This window comes from Pantoea sp. B566 (assembly GCF_024793925.1).
In the GTDB taxonomy this organism is placed as follows: Bacteria; Pseudomonadota; Gammaproteobacteria; order Enterobacterales; family Enterobacteriaceae; genus Pantoea; species Pantoea ananatis.
This window is the reverse complement of sequence record NZ_JANUQL010000003.1, coordinates 268541-286067: the sequence shown is the minus strand read 5'-3', so window position 1 is coordinate 286067 and position 17527 is coordinate 268541. Positions and strand designations below refer to the sequence as shown.

Annotated in this window: 17 protein-coding genes; 8 read left to right on the top strand and 9 right to left on the bottom strand. The window is 54.1% G+C overall.

All coding sequences use genetic code 11. The features are described from left to right. Positions 1-93: 93 nt before the first annotated feature. Positions 94-792, top strand: a complete 699-nt coding sequence (locus tag NYE92_RS03085) for an RluA family pseudouridine synthase (protein WP_109706479.1) — start codon at positions 94-96, stop codon at positions 790-792. A gap of 101 nt (positions 793-893) precedes the next feature. Here the strand turns inward: NYE92_RS03085 and NYE92_RS03080 are convergent, their stop codons facing one another. Further along, complete coding sequence (locus NYE92_RS03080) at positions 894-1829, bottom strand: alpha/beta fold hydrolase (protein ID WP_014605899.1); 936 nt, start codon at positions 1827-1829, stop codon at positions 894-896. A gap of 97 nt (positions 1830-1926) precedes the next feature. On the opposite strand from NYE92_RS03080, the gene NYE92_RS03075 reads away from it, so the two are divergent. Continuing rightward, a complete protein-coding gene (locus NYE92_RS03075) occupies positions 1927-2517 on the top strand; it encodes an ABATE domain-containing protein (RefSeq protein WP_024471574.1) in 591 nt (196 codons plus the stop codon). Between the two features lie 88 nt (positions 2518-2605). Here NYE92_RS03075 and NYE92_RS03070 read toward each other — a convergent pair whose 3' ends face one another. Both NYE92_RS03070 and NYE92_RS03065 read right to left on the bottom strand, forming a co-directional pair. After that, a complete protein-coding gene (locus NYE92_RS03070) occupies positions 2606-3145 on the bottom strand; it encodes a DUF2058 domain-containing protein (protein ID WP_014593642.1) in 540 nt (179 codons plus the stop codon). A 393-nt stretch (positions 3146-3538) separates the two neighbouring features. Further along, a complete protein-coding gene (locus tag NYE92_RS03065; protein WP_013025692.1) occupies positions 3539-4021 on the bottom strand; it encodes a cold-shock protein in 483 nt (160 codons plus the stop codon). Between the two features lie 292 nt (positions 4022-4313). Between NYE92_RS03065 and NYE92_RS03060 the strand changes: the two genes are divergently transcribed. The 5 genes from NYE92_RS03060 to NYE92_RS03040 all read left to right on the top strand — a co-directional run bounded on the left by NYE92_RS03060 (position 4314) and on the right by NYE92_RS03040 (position 9005). Continuing rightward, positions 4314-4979, top strand: a complete 666-nt coding sequence (locus NYE92_RS03060) for a haloacid dehalogenase type II (protein WP_013025691.1) — start codon at positions 4314-4316, stop codon at positions 4977-4979. A gap of 115 nt (positions 4980-5094) precedes the next feature. Further along, on the top strand, positions 5095-6060 hold the full coding sequence (locus tag NYE92_RS03055; protein WP_259018502.1) for a phosphotransferase: 966 nt from the start codon (positions 5095-5097) through the stop codon (positions 6058-6060). A gap of 14 nt (positions 6061-6074) precedes the next feature. Then, on the top strand, positions 6075-7442 hold the full coding sequence (locus NYE92_RS03050) for an aspartate aminotransferase family protein (RefSeq protein ID WP_259018501.1): 1368 nt from the start codon (positions 6075-6077) through the stop codon (positions 7440-7442). Positions 7443-7452: 10 nt separating this feature from the next. Further along, positions 7453-7956 carry an Lrp/AsnC family transcriptional regulator gene (locus tag NYE92_RS03045; protein WP_014605903.1) on the top strand — a complete coding sequence of 168 codons (504 nt, stop codon included), beginning with the start codon at positions 7453-7455 and terminating at the stop codon, positions 7954-7956. Positions 7957-8621: 665 nt separating this feature from the next. Next, positions 8622-9005: a hypothetical protein gene (locus tag NYE92_RS03040; RefSeq protein ID WP_015700368.1), complete on the top strand. Its 384-nt coding sequence runs from the start codon at positions 8622-8624 to the stop codon at positions 9003-9005. Between the two features lie 460 nt (positions 9006-9465). Here NYE92_RS03040 and NYE92_RS03035 read toward each other — a convergent pair whose 3' ends face one another. The 5 genes from NYE92_RS03035 to NYE92_RS03015 form a co-directional block, all read right to left on the bottom strand. Continuing rightward, positions 9466-10293: an MBL fold metallo-hydrolase gene (locus tag NYE92_RS03035; protein WP_015700369.1), complete on the bottom strand. Its 828-nt coding sequence runs from the start codon at positions 10291-10293 to the stop codon at positions 9466-9468. A 106-nt stretch (positions 10294-10399) separates the two neighbouring features. Next, the gene (locus NYE92_RS03030; RefSeq protein WP_019105268.1) at positions 10400-11107 is read right to left on the bottom strand and encodes an alpha/beta fold hydrolase; all 708 of its coding nucleotides are present in this window, start codon (positions 11105-11107) and stop codon (positions 10400-10402) included. 104 nt (positions 11108-11211) lie between these two features. Continuing rightward, positions 11212-11793: a histidine phosphatase family protein gene (locus NYE92_RS03025; RefSeq protein WP_014593637.1), complete on the bottom strand. Its 582-nt coding sequence runs from the start codon at positions 11791-11793 to the stop codon at positions 11212-11214. A gap of 172 nt (positions 11794-11965) precedes the next feature. After that, entirely contained in the window at positions 11966-13069 is a 1104-nt protein-coding gene (locus tag NYE92_RS03020; RefSeq protein WP_015700371.1) for a mechanosensitive ion channel family protein, read from the bottom strand. 581 nt (positions 13070-13650) lie between these two features. Then, the gene (locus tag NYE92_RS03015) at positions 13651-14538 is read right to left on the bottom strand and encodes an SDR family oxidoreductase (RefSeq protein WP_259018500.1); all 888 of its coding nucleotides are present in this window, start codon (positions 14536-14538) and stop codon (positions 13651-13653) included. Positions 14539-14617: 79 nt separating this feature from the next. Between NYE92_RS03015 and NYE92_RS03010 the strand changes: the two genes are divergently transcribed. Beyond that, positions 14618-15565 carry an AraC family transcriptional regulator gene (locus NYE92_RS03010; RefSeq protein WP_259018499.1) on the top strand — a complete coding sequence of 316 codons (948 nt, stop codon included), beginning with the start codon at positions 14618-14620 and terminating at the stop codon, positions 15563-15565. Positions 15566-15654: 89 nt separating this feature from the next. Here the strand turns inward: NYE92_RS03010 and NYE92_RS03005 are convergent, their stop codons facing one another. After that, on the bottom strand, positions 15655-17085 hold the full coding sequence (locus NYE92_RS03005; RefSeq protein WP_259018497.1) for a cytosine permease: 1431 nt from the start codon (positions 17083-17085) through the stop codon (positions 15655-15657). Positions 17086-17527 lie beyond the last annotated feature (442 nt).

Below are 17527 nucleotides of genomic sequence, written 5' to 3'. Positions count from 1 at the left end.
TTTTCCTTTCCGGGCTGACGCTTATAGCGCCCCATTCGCCTGGGGGGTGAAAATTCGTTATCATCAGCGCCTGTTCACGCCCCAGGCACACTGATGTCTACGATTGTTGATACTTTTATTGCCCCGCCGTGCCATGAGGAGATACGCATTCTCTATCAGGACGACCATCTGGTGCTGATCGACAAGCCCAGTGGGCTGTTGAGCCTGTCAGGCAAAAACCCCCAAAACCTGGACTCGGTACACTATCGCCTGGTGACGATCTTCCCCGGCTGCACACTGGTGCACAGGCTGGATTTTGGCACCTCCGGGTTGATGGTTGTGGCGCGTAACAAAACCATTAACGCGGCGCTCAGCCAGCAATTCAGCGCGCGCACGGTGGCTAAGCACTACAGCACCCTGCTGTGCGGGCATTTACCGGATGAAGAAGGCATCATTGATGCTCCCATCGCGAAAGACCCAGCCCGGTTTCCACGGATGTCTATTTGCGCCGAATGGGGCAAGCCTGCCCGTTCCCGTTATCGGGTTGTTGAGCGTTTTAACCTTAAACGGGATGACGCCAGAGTGATTCCCCTGACGCGCGTGACGCTGATCCCAGAAACCGGTCGCACTCATCAGTTACGTATTCACTGCCAACTGCTGGGCCATCCGATTTTAGGCTGTGACCTCTACGGGGGGCTTTTGCTGCCGGGCATGGAACAGACGCCAAGGTTAATGCTTCATGCCAGTGAACTGCAGTTTATTCATCCCGTTACCGGTGAGCCCTTTCACATCGTCAGCCCCAGCCCGTTTTAACGCAACGCCTTCACATGGGCGCCAGGAACACGGCTGACATTGTTGTGCCGGGCCGCTCCAGCCCGCAAACGCCTCTTCTTGTCACGGCTCACGGCACCAGTTTACTTCAGGTGCAGGTTGTTCAGAAAGTCGGTAATAGCCGCAGCGATCGCCAGACCGTGCGTTTCCAGCGCAAAGTGTCCGGTATCATAGAAGCGAATCTCCGCATCGGGCAGATCCCGTTTCCACGCCTCGGCACCAGCCGGCAGGAAGAAAGGATCGTTTTTTCCCCACACCGCCAGCAAGGGGGGCTGAAACTGACGGAAGTAGTTCTGAAACGCCGGATACAGCGCCACGTTAGATGCGTAATCCAGCAGCAAATCGAGTTGAATCTCCGCGTTACCCGGCTGAAGAATGTGCAAACCCTCAAGCGTGTAACCATCCGGTGAGACACGACTTTTATCGGGCACGCCCTCAAGATATTGCCATTTGATCGAAGCTGGCGTTGGGAAGTCTCGCAGCGCGTCACGGTTTTCCTGGCTGGGCTCCTGCCAGTAGCGCTGGATCGGTTTCCAGCCCTCACCCAGTCCTTCCTCATAGGCGTTACCGTTTTGAGAAATAATGGCCGTAATCCGTTCCGGATGACTGACGGCAAGCCGCCAGCCGACGGGGGCGCCATAGTCATGAACCATCAGCGCATAGCGCTCCAGCTTAAGCTGTTGCGTTAACTGTTCAATAGTGATTGCCAGCTGGCTGAAGGCGTAAACGTATTCGCCTCGTGCCGGAGATTCCGTGAAGCCAAACGCAGGCAGGTCGGGTGCAATCACGTGGTAGTGCCCGGCAAGATGCGGGATCAGGTCTCTGAACATAAATGAGGATCCCGCGAAGCCATGTAACAGCAGTATTGTCGGCCTGTTGGGATCGCCCGCTTCGCGGTAAAACACATTGACGTCGCCAACCTGTTCGTAGCGGTATTTTACGCCATCCCGTTGCTGTGCATCGTTAACGTCTTGCGTACGCAAACTGTCTGTCGTCGTAATGGATTTTGAAGCCGCCATGATGTTTCCTTATGATGTAACCGTTAAAGTTATTATTTGAAGGTTACGATCTGTTTTGCTAACCTGTCAAATATGTTTTTAACAGTTACAGGCAGCTATGAACCCCGATCTCAACACCCACGACTTCCTTTTCCTGGCGGATAACCTCGCACTGGACTTTATCAATAGTGAATACGGCGTGGACGAGCAGCGACATGACTGTTTCAGCGACGATCGACGCGTGATGCTCTGGCTGGAGATGGCAGGGATCTTGCCGGATGGCGCGCCTTTGCAGGCACCTGATGGGCTGTTACATGAAGCGCGGGCGCTGCGCGACAGTGCACGTGCACTAGTCGATGCTGCGATGAATGGCTTATCTGCGGATCTGACTGTTCTTAACAGGCTCTATAAGGACGGGCGCCCGACGAAGCGACTGGCGTGGGATGATGACGCGCAGCGATATCAGATCGCGGTTAGCCACGAGGAGATAAGCACAGCCATCCTGCTTTGGCCGGTGGTCAACGCACTGGTCGAGCTTGTTGTCAGTGACAGCTTTACGTACGTGCGCCAGTGTGAAGCACATGACTGTATCCTGCTTTTCCATGACCTCAGTAAATCGCACCGCCGCCGCTGGTGCAGCATGGCGACCTGTGGCAATCGCATGAAAGTCGCGGCGTTTCGATCCCGAAAGCGATCGGATCAGGTTTGATTATGGCTGCAAACGGCGCGAGCCCTGCGGCGAGAGTGCGCAGCACTTTGCAGCAAGGCTCATCGGTTATCCCGCCTGATTGCAATCATTACCACATCAGATCATCGGGTACTTTGAAATCGGCATAGGGATCGTCTTCATCCTGGGCTTCCTGACTCAGCGCACTGTTTAAAACAATACTGTTGGCATCACGTTGGGCAATTTTATCAGCAACGCTCGCGGGAATAATGGCGTAATGGCTCTCTTCGCTGTTATCCACCTGCAAACGTGCGATCGCCAGACGGCCATTGATAAGTTGTGCCTGGGTGGGCTTATCCACCATGATTTTTTTAATCAGGTTGTTATCTGTGAAGTTAAAACCGATATCACCTCGGGAAATGTCGATTTTGTTCATGTCAATCAGCTGCTTCACCTGCGCCTTGTACTCTTTTGAAAGCACAGCCTGCCGTTGTTGTTCATTGAGCTGCTTGTCACGCTCTTGCTGGGCTTTTTTGTTTTCTTCTACAGCTTCGCGCGCCTCGCGGGCCTGAACACGCGATTTTTTGGCCGTTCTCTGGACCTTGTCCATTTTCTTACTGGTGACTAATCCTGCTTTTAACAGCTGCTCTTGTAAGGTGAGTTTTGCCATCTTGTTCTCTGAATCTGATGAGGAATGGGCGGGATTATACCTGAGGCGATAGCAGATTGCAGACGCTGATGTGGTGCGCACTTAAGATTCGAGCGGACGTTGTATGTGCGAAGTCGTGAGGTTCCCACCGTTGGGTCCGGTATCCGTCAACCGTTCATCCCCGGGTTAGCGTCCTGCAGATGTTGGCTGAGAGGGAGCCGGTGGTTCGCTAACGCAATCGGCTATGCGCAACAGAGACGACGTTGAGGGAAGTCTGTAAACTCATCAAGACGCGCACTGGAATATAACAAACCTGTTAGTCACAGGCGGGAAAGCGCGAAGAGAGATAAAAAGAAGGCATAAACGCCGCCAGCGCCCTGTCAGGCGAGGCACTGGCAGACAGGTCTGATGATGTCAGACCTTGAGCATTTTTACCGTGGCATCAATGTCTATCTCATCTTCAGAGAAGATTAAGGTTGCGCCCTGAAAGGTGGTGATGGCCAGTTTTTTCAACGTACGCATCTCATCGGCCTGGGCTGCGGATTTAGGTTTGATATTGTTCATCAAGATGCCCACAGACAGCACCGTATTTTCTTTATCGATACGGCTGCTGGCAGGCACTTCCTCGCTGAAGACCACATAAGACTTGATGGCAGTGAGCTTGATTCGCTCACCCGCGATAAAAATGTATTTGCTCTCTGGCAGGACTTTCACCGCAAAGGCCGACAGCCCTTTATTGTTGGTGGTGGGTTCAAACGTCACCGCCGCATCTTTCTTAATCAGATCAGGGTTGGCGACCTTAATCACGTGAAAATACCGGTTATCACCGTTTTCATCTTTGATAAAGCCAAAGCCTTTATCCTGAAACCAGGTTGTGATTGTTCCATTCATCGCCATTACCGCCTACCTAATCGTTTATCTACTCAATTTTTTCAGCGCGCAGTGTAAAACACAATGCGGGTGCAAACTACGTCTTTGGGCTAAGTGTGGCCGATAAATTTCTGCTCTGCACCTAAGCTTTTCGGGCAGAGAGGTCGGGAAGACCATGAGGGCGTGGCTGGCGGCAGATGAATAATGCCGCCCCCCACTGTGAATTGAGCAAAAACCACTCCGTTACCGGGTCAATAAGAAATTATCTGTTCGGTCACAGCGATATACTTCTTTAAAACAAATTAAAGAGGTTAATCGCATGATTTATCAGCCAAAATTTATCAGCTTCGACTGCTACGGAACGCTCATAAACTTTGAAATGGGGCCGACCGCTAAGGGGCTTTTTGCCGACCGGATTGCAGAACAGCGAATGCCTGCGTTTCTGGACAGCTTCCGTTTCTACCGGCTTGATGAAGTGCTGGGTGACTGGAAGCCGTTTTTTCAGGTCGTTGAAAACGCTATTCAGCGGGCCTGTAAAGCGCATGATGTGGCGTACCGCGATTCTGATGCACTCACTCTCTATAACGCGGTGCCGACCTGGCAGCCACATCCTCACGTTGTGGAAACGCTGGAATTGATCTCTCAACATATTCCGTTAGTGATTTTGTCGAATTCGATGGTGGATCTTATTCCCCACAGCGTCGCCCATCTTAAAGCGCCTTTTCATGCGGTGTACACCGCTGAAGCGGCTCAGGCTTATAAGCCGCGTGCACAGATTTTCGAATACATGTTTGACCAGTTGGGCTGCGGACCCGAGCAGATGATGCACTGCTCCTCCAGCTTCCGTTATGACCTGATGACGGCATCCGACCTTGGCTTTATGGCCAAAGCGTTTATCGATCGTGGGCATGAACCCGCCTTAGAAGGTTATGGCGTTGATCGGCTCACCGACTTCCGCCAGCTTGCCGGCCTGCTTGGTCTTTAATGCGTCTCTGGGTGCGGAGAAACGAGGAAATATGATGCCTGATGAACAGAGGCCCAAGGCGGTCGCACTCAGCACAGCTGCGCCAGCGCTTTCGCTGCCGGCTATCCAATCTTTAGTGTCTGAAAAATATGGCATTGAGGGCACCGTCCTGCCGCTGGCCAGTGAGCGCGATCAGAACTGTTGCATCGAGCAGGCCGACGGCACGCGCTATGTGTTAAAGATCAGTAATCCCTCTGAAGCGCTGTCCATCGTGGACTTTCAGATTGCCGCGCTTAATCACATCGCCGAGGCTGCGCCCGGGCTGTCCACGCCGCGCGTCGTGCGAACGCTAGAGGGCTCCCTGCGTGACAACGTCACTCTTGACGGAGGAGAAATAACGACCGTCAGAATGCTGACCTATTTAGACGGTATACAGGTTAAGGATACGGAGAGAACCCCAGCACAGCGTTGCGCGATGGGCACCTGTCTGGCCCGGCTTGACCTGGCTTTACAGGCATTCAGCCATCCCGCTGCCAGCCACGATCTTCTCTGGAACGTTTCAGCCGCGCATCGCCTGATGGATAAGCTGGAAGACCTCGTGGATCCCACCCGTCGCAGGCTGGCTGAAAAATTTATGACACGTTTTATCACCCATATCCTGCCGCGCCTTCCGGCGCTGAGGGCGCAGGTTATCCATAACGACTTCCATCTCTACAACGTGATGGTTGCGCCAGAGGCGCAGGATCATATTACGGGCATTATCGATTTTGGCGACATGCTTTATGCCCCCCTGGTCGGCGAAGTCGCAACCGCGGCGGCCTTTCAGATGACAGGCAGCGTCGATCCTTTTGCCGGCGCCGCCCAGTTTGTCGGCGCCTACCACCAGACGCTCCCGCTTACCGATCTGGAGCAGGCGGTCGTGACCGATCTGATGGCGACCCGTCATCTGATTACCGTTTTGATTACCGAGTGGCGCGCGGTTCGCTATCCACACAATCGCGCCTATATCATGCGGCACAACCCAGCCGCGTGGGAGGCGCTGTCTTTAATGGCGGATCTGTCTCGCGATATGGCACGTGACCGACTGCTGGCTGAACTCTGAAACCGGAGAATTGTATGAAAAGCACGACAGATCTCAATATGGTAAACGCCTATATCCCCGGCCAGGTCGACGTGGGACCGGTCACCGCCGCGATGATTCAACGGCGCGATGCGCTGCTCGGCCCGGCCTATCGCCTGATGTACGAGCATCCCTTACATATCGTACGCGGTGAAGGCGTGTGGCTCTTCGATCCTGAGGGCCGTCGCTATCTGGATATTTATAATAATGTCACCTCGCTTGGGCACTGCCATCCTGCCGTCACCGAGGCCATCTGTCAGCAGGTTCAGACGCTGGCAACAAATACCCGCTACCTGCACGACACCATTCTGGAACTGGCCGAACGCCTGCTGGCCACCGTGCCGGAAACCGCGCTTGCGCATCTGATGCTGACCTGCACAGGCAGTGAGGCCAATGACCTGGCTTACCGTATTGCCAAAGTTCGTACCGGGGGCACCGGCATTATTGTGACCGAGACGGCCTATCACGGCATCACGGACGCGGTGTCTCAGTTTTCGCCCTCTTTAGGCACGTCGGTGGATCTTGGCGCCCATGTGCGCCTGATTCCTGCCCCACGGCTTTATCATGCTGAGGGAGCCGATCTTAGCGAGCGCTTCACGCGCGACGTGGAAAACGCAATCGCCGACCTGCAGCGTCACGGCATCAAACCCGCCGCGCTGATCGTCGATTCCTTGTTCACCAGCGATGGCATCTTGCCTGGTCCGGTGGGCTTTATGAAAGGTGCAGTTGAAGCCATCAAGCGGGCCGGTGGCGTGTTTATTGCCGATGAAGTTCAGCCCGGCTTTGGGCGCACAGGCGAGACAATGTGGGGCTTCCAGCGCCACGGCGTTATTCCGGACATGGTGACGCTGGGCAAGCCGATGGGCAACGGTCAGCCGATTGCCGGCCTGCTGGCCACCGCTGACGTGCTTGCGGAGTTTGGTCAACGCTCACGGTATTTCAATACTTTTGCGGGCAATACCGTTTCCTGCGCAGCCGCACTGGCCGTTCTGAAAACCATTGAAAGGGATGGCCTGGTTGCCCATGCGCGCGATGTAGGCAAACAGCTGCTTGATGGCATAACCGCGCTGGGTAAAAAGCATGAGGCGATCGGTGATGTTCGCGGTGCCGGCCTCTTCGTTGGCGTGGAACTGGTTTCCGATCTTCTGTCGCGCACCCCGGATCGCTGGCTGACCAGTCAGGTGGTGAACAGAATGCGTCAAAAAGGCGTGCTGCTGAGCGCATGCGCAATGGGCCACAACGTGCTGAAAATTCGCCCACCGCTGGTCTTGACGGCAGATCAGGCGGGAATGATAATCGATGTCCTCGATCAGTCGCTGACAGAAGCGACGGCCGCCAGGGCTTCCCAGTCTGTTCTGAGGTAATCACCTGACCATGACGCACACTAAACCCCTCGATCGTACCGATATCAGAATACTTGAGCATCTTCAGCGCGAGGGGCGGTGTTCGATAGTGGAACTGGCTGAGGCGATCAGCCTCAGCCCCAGTCCCTGCCTGGCGCGCACCCGACGCCTGGAGCAGAGCGGAATTATTTCGGGTTACGCCGCCAGGGTTACGCTGAATAAACTGGGTAATAACCTGGTTGTGTTCTCCGAAATCACCCTGAACAGTCATTACCCGTCCGATTTTATCAAATTCGAATCCGGCGCCTGTAAGTACCGGGAGATTGTAGAGTGCTACAACATCAGCGGAGGCTATGACTATCTGTTGAAAATCATCGCCCCGAATCTTCACAGGTTTCAGGACCTGATGGATCGTTTGCTGGACGATGAGATCGGTATTGCCAAATTCGCCAGCCGGGTCGTTCTTCGGCAACCCTGGCAGTGGCGCGAAGAGCCACTGAGCGAGATTGCAACCGGGCAGGCAAGCTGGTCGTAGGGACTTATGGAGGCTGACGGCACGTCAAATCACAGGAAATGCGCCTGACCGTTACCCGCCTGTCGATAAGACCCGAGTTCAGGCCAAAAGCGCGATTTGCCCCTCATCAGGGGCGGACATTTCTGTGAGGGGTGCCGACTGTACTGGACGGTTGTTCCCCCTTCCCGGTCCGGCTTTGAAAACATCCTGTATGTCCACGTGCCCCTGGTGTAAGCCGACTGCCAGGCACTGCGAAACAGCGCGCCAGCAGCAGAACGGCGTTGCGACCTGTCCATGTGGTAATGCGATCAAAGACATTGCCGTACGGCGCCTTGAAGCATCCAAAAAAACCACCATGCAACGCATCTTTTCTGACAGCACGCCGATGCATCACACCGTCTCACGAGGCTTAAGGCCAGCATCGCCAACGGGATCACCGCGCCCGGTTTCTACGCCGTTTTTGGCTGATAAGAGCCCCTGTTGGAAGAGGGAGTGCAGTGCTATAGTGCCCTTTACGCTCAGCGCGCAGCAGAGACTGACGTAAAGGCGCTGATCGGCTTTCTGCACCCTGTTAACCCCGGCTTTTCGACCGTAGCTGAGGGTGACTTTAGGGATGAGCCTGATGCAGCGGTATTATCCGCAATAAACCAGGCCGAACGTTAAGGCTTTGAGCGGTGAAAATGATCATGCGATATCAGATGGCTGTCTTGTTGTTTGCAGGAACAACCGCTGCGCTGGCAGCGCCCCCCGTTGCCAATGTCTGGCAGATCTATCAGGCTGAACTCGCTCGCCAGTGCCCAGCTAAACATCTTGAATGGCTCGCACCGGCTGACATTCGTGATGCGCTTGATGACTATCAATCCCATCTGAGTACCGGTTTACAAAGTGCGATGACGACCGCCGAACGTCACAGCTGCCGCGATGTGTCGGCAGGTGTGACATGTGACAATGTCGGTGACCTGGATATTGCCTGGAAAAACGATTTAATGCCCGCTGTTGCGGCCTCTTTTTGTCGCCGTTTTACGATGTGCCGAAAACAGTCGGACTGCGACAACCTTGCTGCACCTTAGCGCTCGCCTACCCGTCACCGACGCGAAACCTAAGCGCATGCCGGAATCCGCAGAAGCCTTGCAATCCTTTTTAAGACAATCAATAACTGCGCGCAACGGCGCAGACATTAACCGGTGGGGAAAATATCACCAGGAGCCTGCAAAAAAGGCCCACCACGCGTCAGGCAGCGGCATGAGTTCGCCTGTCTTAACGTGAGGCTGCAGCCCGTTTTCGAACGTCGCGGTCACGCCCTGACCTTTTAGGGTCAGATCGCTTGCACCAGATACACCGTTAACCCCAATAAACAGTCAGGCGTCCGGGCGCATCCATGCGAACCGTTTCTCCGTTGCGCGCAAACGTCGCGGGGACGCGTGCAACGTGGGGAAATCCTAGATTGATGCCGCCTGCCCCGGCACCGCCATTCAACACGGGGCGCACTGAGGTCAGGCAAGGATGACAACGTGAGATAACCCAACCGGCTCAGACAAAACGCCATTCAAAGCCGTTTGCCGTTTTATTGATATGACCGGCGGAACTTCGGGCAAAGTGAGCGCTGAACCATAGCGCCTGATTCTCGACAGCCCATTCCATCGCCCAGCGGCGTTGAACTTCAGCCTGCTCTGCGTTGGCACAAAAGCGTGAGGCCAGATGAGGCTGCCTGACCTGAAGCTCGTTATGCATCAGGTCACCGCTGAATAAGGCATATTCCCCCGCACTGTGCAGGATAATCGACGCATGATCGTGGCTGTGCCCTGGCGTCGGGACAACGCGTAACACTTCTGCGAAATGCGGCGTTTGACTCACATCGAACGTCTCAAGTAACCCGGCATCGATCAGCGGGTTAAAGCTGTCTTCTAAAACCGTTTTTCTTGCCGGATCGTTTTGCCAGCTTTTCAGGCCAATAGCGGAACAGTGATAGCGCGCATTTTTGAAAAATGGCGTCCACTTGCCTTCAACCTGATGGGTATTCCAGCCAACATGGTCGCCATGCAGATGGGTGAGCAAAACGATGTCCACCTCATCGGGATCAATGCCTGTCTCGCGAAAACGTTGTTCATAAGGCGTATCCAGTTGGTGGGAAAGCGGAGAGCCGGGGCGCTCACGTCCATTACCACTCGCTGTATCAATGACAATGACGTTATCCGGCGTCCGGACAATCCAGCTATGCACCGAAAGCGCGATATTTTCAGGAGAAAGGCCGTCCAGCTGCTGGTCTGGATATAGCATGCTCACAGATAATGACGCCTCAAGTTCAGAAACCTTGAAGACGTCACAGTCACCCACGCGATAGTTCGATTTCTGTTTCACAGTAGCCCCTAAGACAGGATGAAATGATGCTTTTGATGAGTATGATTGAATCGTATCAGCTGGAAGAGGTTATCCCTGCAAAAATCTCATCGCCCCGCCCTCTGTGCTAATCAGTCACCAGCCGGGCTATGTTTTCGCCCAAATCTAAAAGAAAGGCCTCTCGCGACGGATGTGAATCGGTTACCTGCGGAGGCAAGGTATTCATGAAGGTAAAATGCCCGGCCTCTTCCATCACACAGAGATAAGTCTGCGTGTAACCCTCCAGTGCCTGTTTAAGAAAGCAGGCCTGGGACGGGGGCGTCAGGCTGTCCTTTTCACCTGCCCAGATGTGAACAGGTACGTTCACCGCTGCCAGCGCAGACGGAACCTGGAAAAAATCGGCGGGCGGTGCCAGTAAAATAAGTCGATGCAACATCCGGTCGCCTGCGAAAACAACCGATTCCCCAGCGCTTGTCATCGCTACAGCCCCGGCATTCAGCAATAAAATCACGCTACCCAGGGAGTGGCCAACACCGGTAACCGACGCATAACCGCTACAAAATTCATTCTGAGCCCGCGCAAGCCGCTGGCAGCGTTCCAGTAATTCAGCTCTGGTGGGCACGGGTGAGGTCAACCGTTCAAAGTGTGGCGCGACAACGGAAACGCCATGGCGGGCAAAGGTCTGGAGAAGTTCAAGATGGCGCAGCGGACTGCCGCCCAGCCCCGCAGCAAAAAGGATACAGCGCGTCGCCCCCTTAACCTGCAATAAGGTGACGTCAAACGCCTCTTCCCCATGTTTGATCCGAGACGTTTCAGTAAGATCACTTTTGTCCATCAAAACGCATCCCGCTTAACCGATTGTCAAAAATATTAACAGGCTCTCGCCACCTTTACGCGTTGGATGCCGTTCTGCCACACAGTAAACCCCGGCTTCGTGAATTATGACTGGTCAGGACATTGGGATGAAACGTCATTGAGCCCCTCTGCATCCTGAGTAAATGATTTGAAGTGCTGGCGATCGTCAATTTTTACCACATAAATTGAATCAAAATCCGCTGACGGCCAGTCAGGTACAAGCCCCGCATCTCCGCCCGTTTTTTCAACAAGTGTCCGGGCAGCAATGACCAGATTTTTATGCTCCCAGGCGATCATGGTCAGCGGAACGCGTTTCTCATTGAGAAGGTCAGAGACCAGTTTACGGGGTTTATCCGCGTGAAAGCGCAGTATTACAGGCCTGGAAACCTGCACCGCCAGAGGGATCAGCGTGGAGAGTGGCCGCAGCGAACTCCCTGTTTTATCCTCTTTCGGTGCAGAGGCGTAAAGCGCATCCGGGTTTCCATAGCGGCTCAGCAACACTGCAGGAAGTTTCAAGGCCCGATTAAGACCTTTGCAGGTCAGTTGACCACTTGCGTTGTCGGGTTTTTCGCCATGACGAAAAAAAACATAGGTACTGTCGGCCTCAGCACTCAAGGGGACAAGGGCAGTACACGCAAACATTAATGCCAAAAATTTCTTCATCATGACGTCCTGTGAGTCATAAATTCGCCAGCAAGGGCCTGATTTCAGAGCAGTTCACTAACAACAGATAAACGGTCGATGAACGAATGAATCCGCTGACTGGCTGCACAAGTGCGCCAGACACAGGCACAATAGCGCTTATGCCCCGTCCGGCACATCTGTATTCTGTGCGCTGTCACCCAAGCGAACCCGGTTGCGACCTGGCCTCCTGGCCGTTCATCTCCGAATCGGTCAGCGTCGCTCTGACATGCGGCAAACTCTGCGGATAATGTTGCTGAATAAACTCAATCATTTTCTCACGTACGTAACAGCGTAAATCCCAGGCCGTGGGAGAGTTCTGTGCGGTCATTAACAACCTGATGGTCATGGTTTTTTCGCTGGTATCGGTGACCTGGAGCACCTGCGTCTGCTGATCCCAAAGCCTCGTTTCACTGAGTACTTTTTCAAAATGCTGGCGGAGAGGTTCCAGCGGCATGGAATAATCCACGTAAAGAAAAACCGAGCCGAGTATTTGCGCGTTATTCCGCGTCCAGTTCTGAAAGGCATTTTCGGTAAAGTAGGTAATGGGCAGAACCAGTCGGCGCAGGTCCCAGATACGCACGACAACGTAGGTCAGATTGATCTCCTCAATCCAGCCCCACTCTTTTTCCACGACCACGGCATCGTCAATTTTTATCGGTTGCGTGAAGGCAATTTGGATTCCGGCAAACAGATTCACCAGCGACTTCTGCAGTGCAAAGCCAATGATGATTCCGGCTACGCCAGCACCCGCCAGAATCGTCGTGCCAAATTTACGCACACCCGGAAAGCTCAGCAGAATCATGGACAGACAGAATAACACCAGGATGACGATGGCGACCTTTTTGACATACATTAATTGCGTACGAATCTTGCGGGCGCGAAGGTTATTCGACAGATTAATGTCATAACGGATGAAGAGCATATCCTGCGCCACATTCGTCAACCGAATTAATACCGAGCAGACCGACAGGATAATAAAAATATTGGCGGTGGCGGTGATAAAATTCAGGGATTTTGGGGGGATATTAATATAATTCACCCCGATATTGATGAGCAGTAGGGGAATAAATAGAAACAGGGATCCACGTAGATGCTTTTCAAGCGATTTGAACAGTTTTCTGTCGCGATTTTGCCAGTAGCGAATAAACACAAAAAGAACAAATCGGGACAGAAAGCCCACAATTAACGAAAAGATAACCAGCAAAACCGCAGGCACCCAGGTTGGCACCCCTGAGAACTCATCAAAGATCAACGACATCATTTTCCCTTCTCAAGCAATCGACAGCCTTCGGCTGTATGAAAGGTCACTAAAATCAGTAACCGCTGTTTTCTCGGTTATCTGCGAACGACGTGATTACGTATAGTAGTCTATGAAAAATTTGACCCACTGCCTCTTTAATCGGATAAAAACCGCGTAAGGCGGCCATTTTTAGCGGCGTTGTGTTCATAACCGACTGAAAATAAGACTTATTTACTTTCGGGCAAGTAAGATATCGCCATCGGCTTCACTCAACCGACATGCTCTGCTGGTAGCGGGGGAAATACGCGAAAGCGCAGCAAGGCCTGGCAGGCCTGGCTTCGGTGCAAAACATGCCGAGCGAGACAGGCACGATTGCCGCATAACCGCCACGTCAAAGACAAAGCCGTCATCTTGCAGAAGGCACGCACTCCTACCCGTCAGTTGAAAAAGGGGTTTTCCCGGGGGAAAGCATACTCCCGGCGCATCACTCACGCCTGCGGTGGGCGACGGGCAGAACGATGTCGCTTTGGCGGGGCATATTACGTTGAGCAGGTCCACTTAGAGTGCAGCGGACCTGGCAGAGCAGTGTCGTTATCCCTTTAACGCAGACGAACCTGCTCAAGGTCAGCCAGTAAGCCGGGCCCCTGTGGTTTCCAGTCCAGATCCCTGCGGGTGATTGCAGCCGAAGCAGACATGTCCTCTGCAACAAATTTGCTCAACGCGCCAAAGTGTGCTGATGCTTCACTCGCCTCAATGCGAACCACCGGCACATCAAGCACCTGCGCAATCGTTTCGGCAAGGCTGCGCAGGGGAATACCTTCTTCTGCTACGGCATGATAGCGCCTGCCCGACAGATTTTTTTCAAGGGCGAGGACATAAAGCCGTGCAGCATCACTGATATGTACCGCCGACCAGCGGTTCTGACCCTCGCCCACCCAGGCCGAGACGCCCTTTTGCCGGGCCGTTTCAATCAATGAGGTCACTAGCCCTTGTTTCAAGGGATTATGCACCTGAGAGAGCCGGATGACGGCAACATTGATCCCTTTTTCTAAGACCGCCATTGCGCCCCGTTCTGTCGCCTTACGCGGATTGCGGTGTTCAACGTTAACGTGGTTTTCAACTGCCAGGCTGCCAGGCCCTGCTGAGCCCAGCGCGACGGCGGACGTGACGATCAGCGGCCGCTGCGTTCCCGCCAGGGCTTCACCCAGCGCCTCAACCACCAGCCTGTCTTTTTCGCATTGGGCGACAAACGTGGAAAAATCATGATTAAACGCTGTGTGAATAACCCCGTCGCTTAGTGACGCGCCGCGCCGCAGGCATTGAAGGTCGTTAATGTCGCCCAAAAAGGGTTCGACACCCGCAGCAGCCAGCACTTCCGCGCCTTTTTGGCTGCGGGTCAGCCCTGCAACCTGGTAGCCGGAGGCAATAAGCTGAGCGGCAACCGCGGTGCCGATAAATCCCGTCGCGCCGGTAAGAAAAATTCGCATCCTGTCCGTCCTTACTGTGAATCAGCCATCATTTAACAACCCGATGCAGCTAATTTAGACGGGAGGCGTAATACATTCTATGCTGGAACGTCGCTGTTTTATGTCCGATCGTCCGGAGCAGAGTATGGACCCGCTATCACAGTTGTTATCGCTACTCAAAACTGAAAGTTACGTTTCAGGCGGTGTTGTTCTCGATCCTGCGCAGGCAGTCCAATGGCCCGCTCATGACGGGGTCAAATGCTATGCCGTCGTGTTTGGATCCTGCTGGCTGTCCGTGGAGGGACTGGCAGAGCCCGTCAGACTCACCGCTGGAGAGTGTTATCTTTTACCTCCCGGCCCCCCTTTCAGACTGGCAACAGACTTAACGCGAAAACCGGTCGATTTTCAGACCGTCCGGACTGAAATGATTTCCGATATCGCAAGCAAAACGCACGAAACGTCAGGTTGTTTTCTGGTAGGCGGGCATTTTTTACTGGCTGGCCGCGCTGCACGCCTGCTTTTGCATTCCTTATCACCCGTGGTGCATGTTCACAGAGACGCAGATAAAAAGGCGATGTATTGGGCACTGGAACGGATGGCTCAGGAAGTGCGCGCCCCTCAGCCGGGCAGCGAGCTTATCGTGCAGCAACTGGCTTTTATGCTGGTCATACAGGCCCTGCGATTGCACGCCGATGACAGCACAACTTCCCGCACTGGCTGGCTCTTTGCTCTCCGCGATAAAAAGCTGAGCGCGGCGATAGCCTGTATGCACGATGCCCCCGGACAGGGCTGGACAGTGGAAACGCTCGCCACGCAAGTGGGAATGTCACGTTCGGCGTTCGCACAACACTTTAGCCAAACCGTCGGTATGGCTCCTGCTGCCTATCTCACCCAGTGGCGAATGCTGTTGGCCTGCGACCGCTTACAACAGACTGATGACTCTGTACTGCATATTGCCACCTCGCTGGGATACGAGTCAGAAAGTGCATTCAGAAAAGCCTTTAAGCGCGTCATCGGCTGCACACCTAGAAAATTCCCCGCAGGGTAACAGGTTCAAGCCTGCCCTGGCAGACGGCGACAGACGGGAATGTTGGACATGATGCGAGACGATCGTCGCGGTTGGCGATCGTCTCGCGGTTATTTGGCCGGGCAGACAGACGCTTCAAGTTTGCCCCGCCGATCCCACCGGCAGGCAAGCAGCCACAGCAGCGCCGTCACAATCCAGCCGATGATCCACGAGATGTCGTTGCCGGCAAAGATCCAGGTCAGCGAACCATGATAAAGCGGGTTATCGATAAACGGCAGTTGCACCAGCACGCCCAGAAAGTAGACCGAAATACCGGCCCCGTTCCAGCGCCCATAGCGCCCGTCTGGCTGCGACAGCGCCGGGATATCTACTTTGCCATGGGTGATGAGATAAAAATCAGTCAGGCTTATCGCGCTCCAGGGCACAAAGAAAGCCAGCAGAAACAGCAGGAAGTGCGTAAAGGATTTCAGGAAAGCCGGTTCACTCAGCAGGGCAATCACGCAGGCCAGCGTCACCATTGAGGTGACAAACATAACGCGCCCCGCCCGACTGAGCGAGGTTTGCTGGCGAAAACCCGACACAATGGTCGTCAGAGACATAAAACTGCCATAGGCATTTAACGTGGTGAACGTAATTTTGCCAAAGCAGATGGCGAAATAGATCACCATCGCCATGGTGGCGCTGCTGCCCAGACTCACAATATAGCCAACCTCATTGCCTGAAAAGGCCTTACCGGCGATCGCGGCAACGATCACGCCCAGGGTCATTGATGCCTGGGTGCCGGTCATGCTGCCAAAGAACACCGAGCAGAACAGCGTCCTTGCGGAAACATCGGCGGGAAGATAGCGCGAATAGTCAGAGACATAGGGGCAAAACGCAATTTGCCAGGAGGAAGACAGCGAGACCGCCAGCAGAAAGTTAGCCAGCGTAAAATGGCGATTCTGCCATACCGCCGATAAGTCGTGAGTGGAGAGCAGCGTGATGAACAAATAGGCAAAAGCCAGGACGCCGATCACGCTCGCCAGTTTCCCCAGTTGATGAATCACACGATAGCCCAGCACCGCAATCACCACAATAAGGGTGCTAAACACCACCATTCCGGTCGCGTTGCTGACGTGAATAAGCTTCGCCAGCGCCTGTCCCGCCAGCACCGTACCACTGGCAGAAAAGCCGACGTACATTATACAGATCAGCACCAGGGGAATGACCGCACCGAATACACCAAACTGCATGCGGCTGGTGATCATCTGCGGTAACCCCAGGCGCGGGCCCTGAATGGCATGTAACGACATGATGCCCGCCCCGATGATTTGGCCGACCAGCAGCCCAACCAGCGACCACACCACATCGCCGCCCAGAACCACAGCCAGCGCGCCCGTGACAATGGCGGTGATTTGCAGATTACCGCCAAACCAGAGGGTAAACTGGCTGAAAGGCTGCCCGTGACGTTCGCGCGGCGGGATGTAATCAATCGAACGGGTTTCTGACAGGCGCGGTTTCTCTGCGCCTGAATAATCTGCTGCAGGTGATTCAGCTGGCATAGTTTCCTCACTGGAACACAGCATACGCGGTGCGTTGAGATCTATTGTTGAACGGATGGATGCGTAAACGGTAGTACATGTATATACATGTAACGATACTGTCATGCGAGTTGAGAAGTTACAAGATGAGGCGTCATTGGAAAATGTGATGGTGCAGGCAAGCCTGACAGGTGACCGCGCATCGCTTGCTAGCATGTCGGGCGTGAAAACGAACAATTGCGCTGGCTCCTGCCCTCAACCCGTCAGATTGACGTATTGAAGGCAAAGCCGAGTACAGGCGAAACGCGCCACATGCCTTACCAGGTGTTAAATCCACAACAGCCAACACGGGAAAATTGCGATATGAATCTCCGTCTGGCTCCGTTCACAAACTGACAGGAGCCCTTATAAGGAGTCAGCCTAAACATAACGTTTGCCCGTTAGCCGCCCACCCAGCACACCG

Coding starts and splice junctions, on each gene's coding strand:
- NYE92_RS03020 (WP_015700371.1), bottom strand. CDS start 13,069: ATGTCGTTGATCTTTGATGAGTTCTCAGGGGTGCCAACCTGGGTGCCT.
- NYE92_RS03085 (WP_109706479.1), top strand. CDS start 94: ATGTCTACGATTGTTGATACTTTTATTGCCCCGCCGTGCCATGAGGAG.
- NYE92_RS03030 (WP_019105268.1), bottom strand. CDS start 11,107: ATGGACAAAAGTGATCTTACTGAAACGTCTCGGATCAAACATGGGGAA.
- NYE92_RS03060 (WP_013025691.1), top strand. CDS start 4,314: ATGATTTATCAGCCAAAATTTATCAGCTTCGACTGCTACGGAACGCTC.
- NYE92_RS03075 (WP_024471574.1), top strand. CDS start 1,927: ATGAACCCCGATCTCAACACCCACGACTTCCTTTTCCTGGCGGATAAC.
- NYE92_RS03070 (WP_014593642.1), bottom strand. CDS start 3,145: ATGGCAAAACTCACCTTACAAGAGCAGCTGTTAAAAGCAGGATTAGTC.
- NYE92_RS03015 (WP_259018500.1), bottom strand. CDS start 14,538: ATGCGAATTTTTCTTACCGGCGCGACGGGATTTATCGGCACCGCGGTT.
- NYE92_RS03080 (WP_014605899.1), bottom strand. CDS start 1,829: ATGGCGGCTTCAAAATCCATTACGACGACAGACAGTTTGCGTACGCAA.
- NYE92_RS03010 (WP_259018499.1), top strand. CDS start 14,618: ATGCTGGAACGTCGCTGTTTTATGTCCGATCGTCCGGAGCAGAGTATG.
- NYE92_RS03005 (WP_259018497.1), bottom strand. CDS start 17,085: ATGCCAGCTGAATCACCTGCAGCAGATTATTCAGGCGCAGAGAAACCG.
- NYE92_RS03040 (WP_015700368.1), top strand. CDS start 8,622: ATGCGATATCAGATGGCTGTCTTGTTGTTTGCAGGAACAACCGCTGCG.
- NYE92_RS03025 (WP_014593637.1), bottom strand. CDS start 11,793: ATGATGAAGAAATTTTTGGCATTAATGTTTGCGTGTACTGCCCTTGTC.
- NYE92_RS03050 (WP_259018501.1), top strand. CDS start 6,075: ATGAAAAGCACGACAGATCTCAATATGGTAAACGCCTATATCCCCGGC.
- NYE92_RS03065 (WP_013025692.1), bottom strand. CDS start 4,021: ATGGCGATGAATGGAACAATCACAACCTGGTTTCAGGATAAAGGCTTT.
- NYE92_RS03045 (WP_014605903.1), top strand. CDS start 7,453: ATGACGCACACTAAACCCCTCGATCGTACCGATATCAGAATACTTGAG.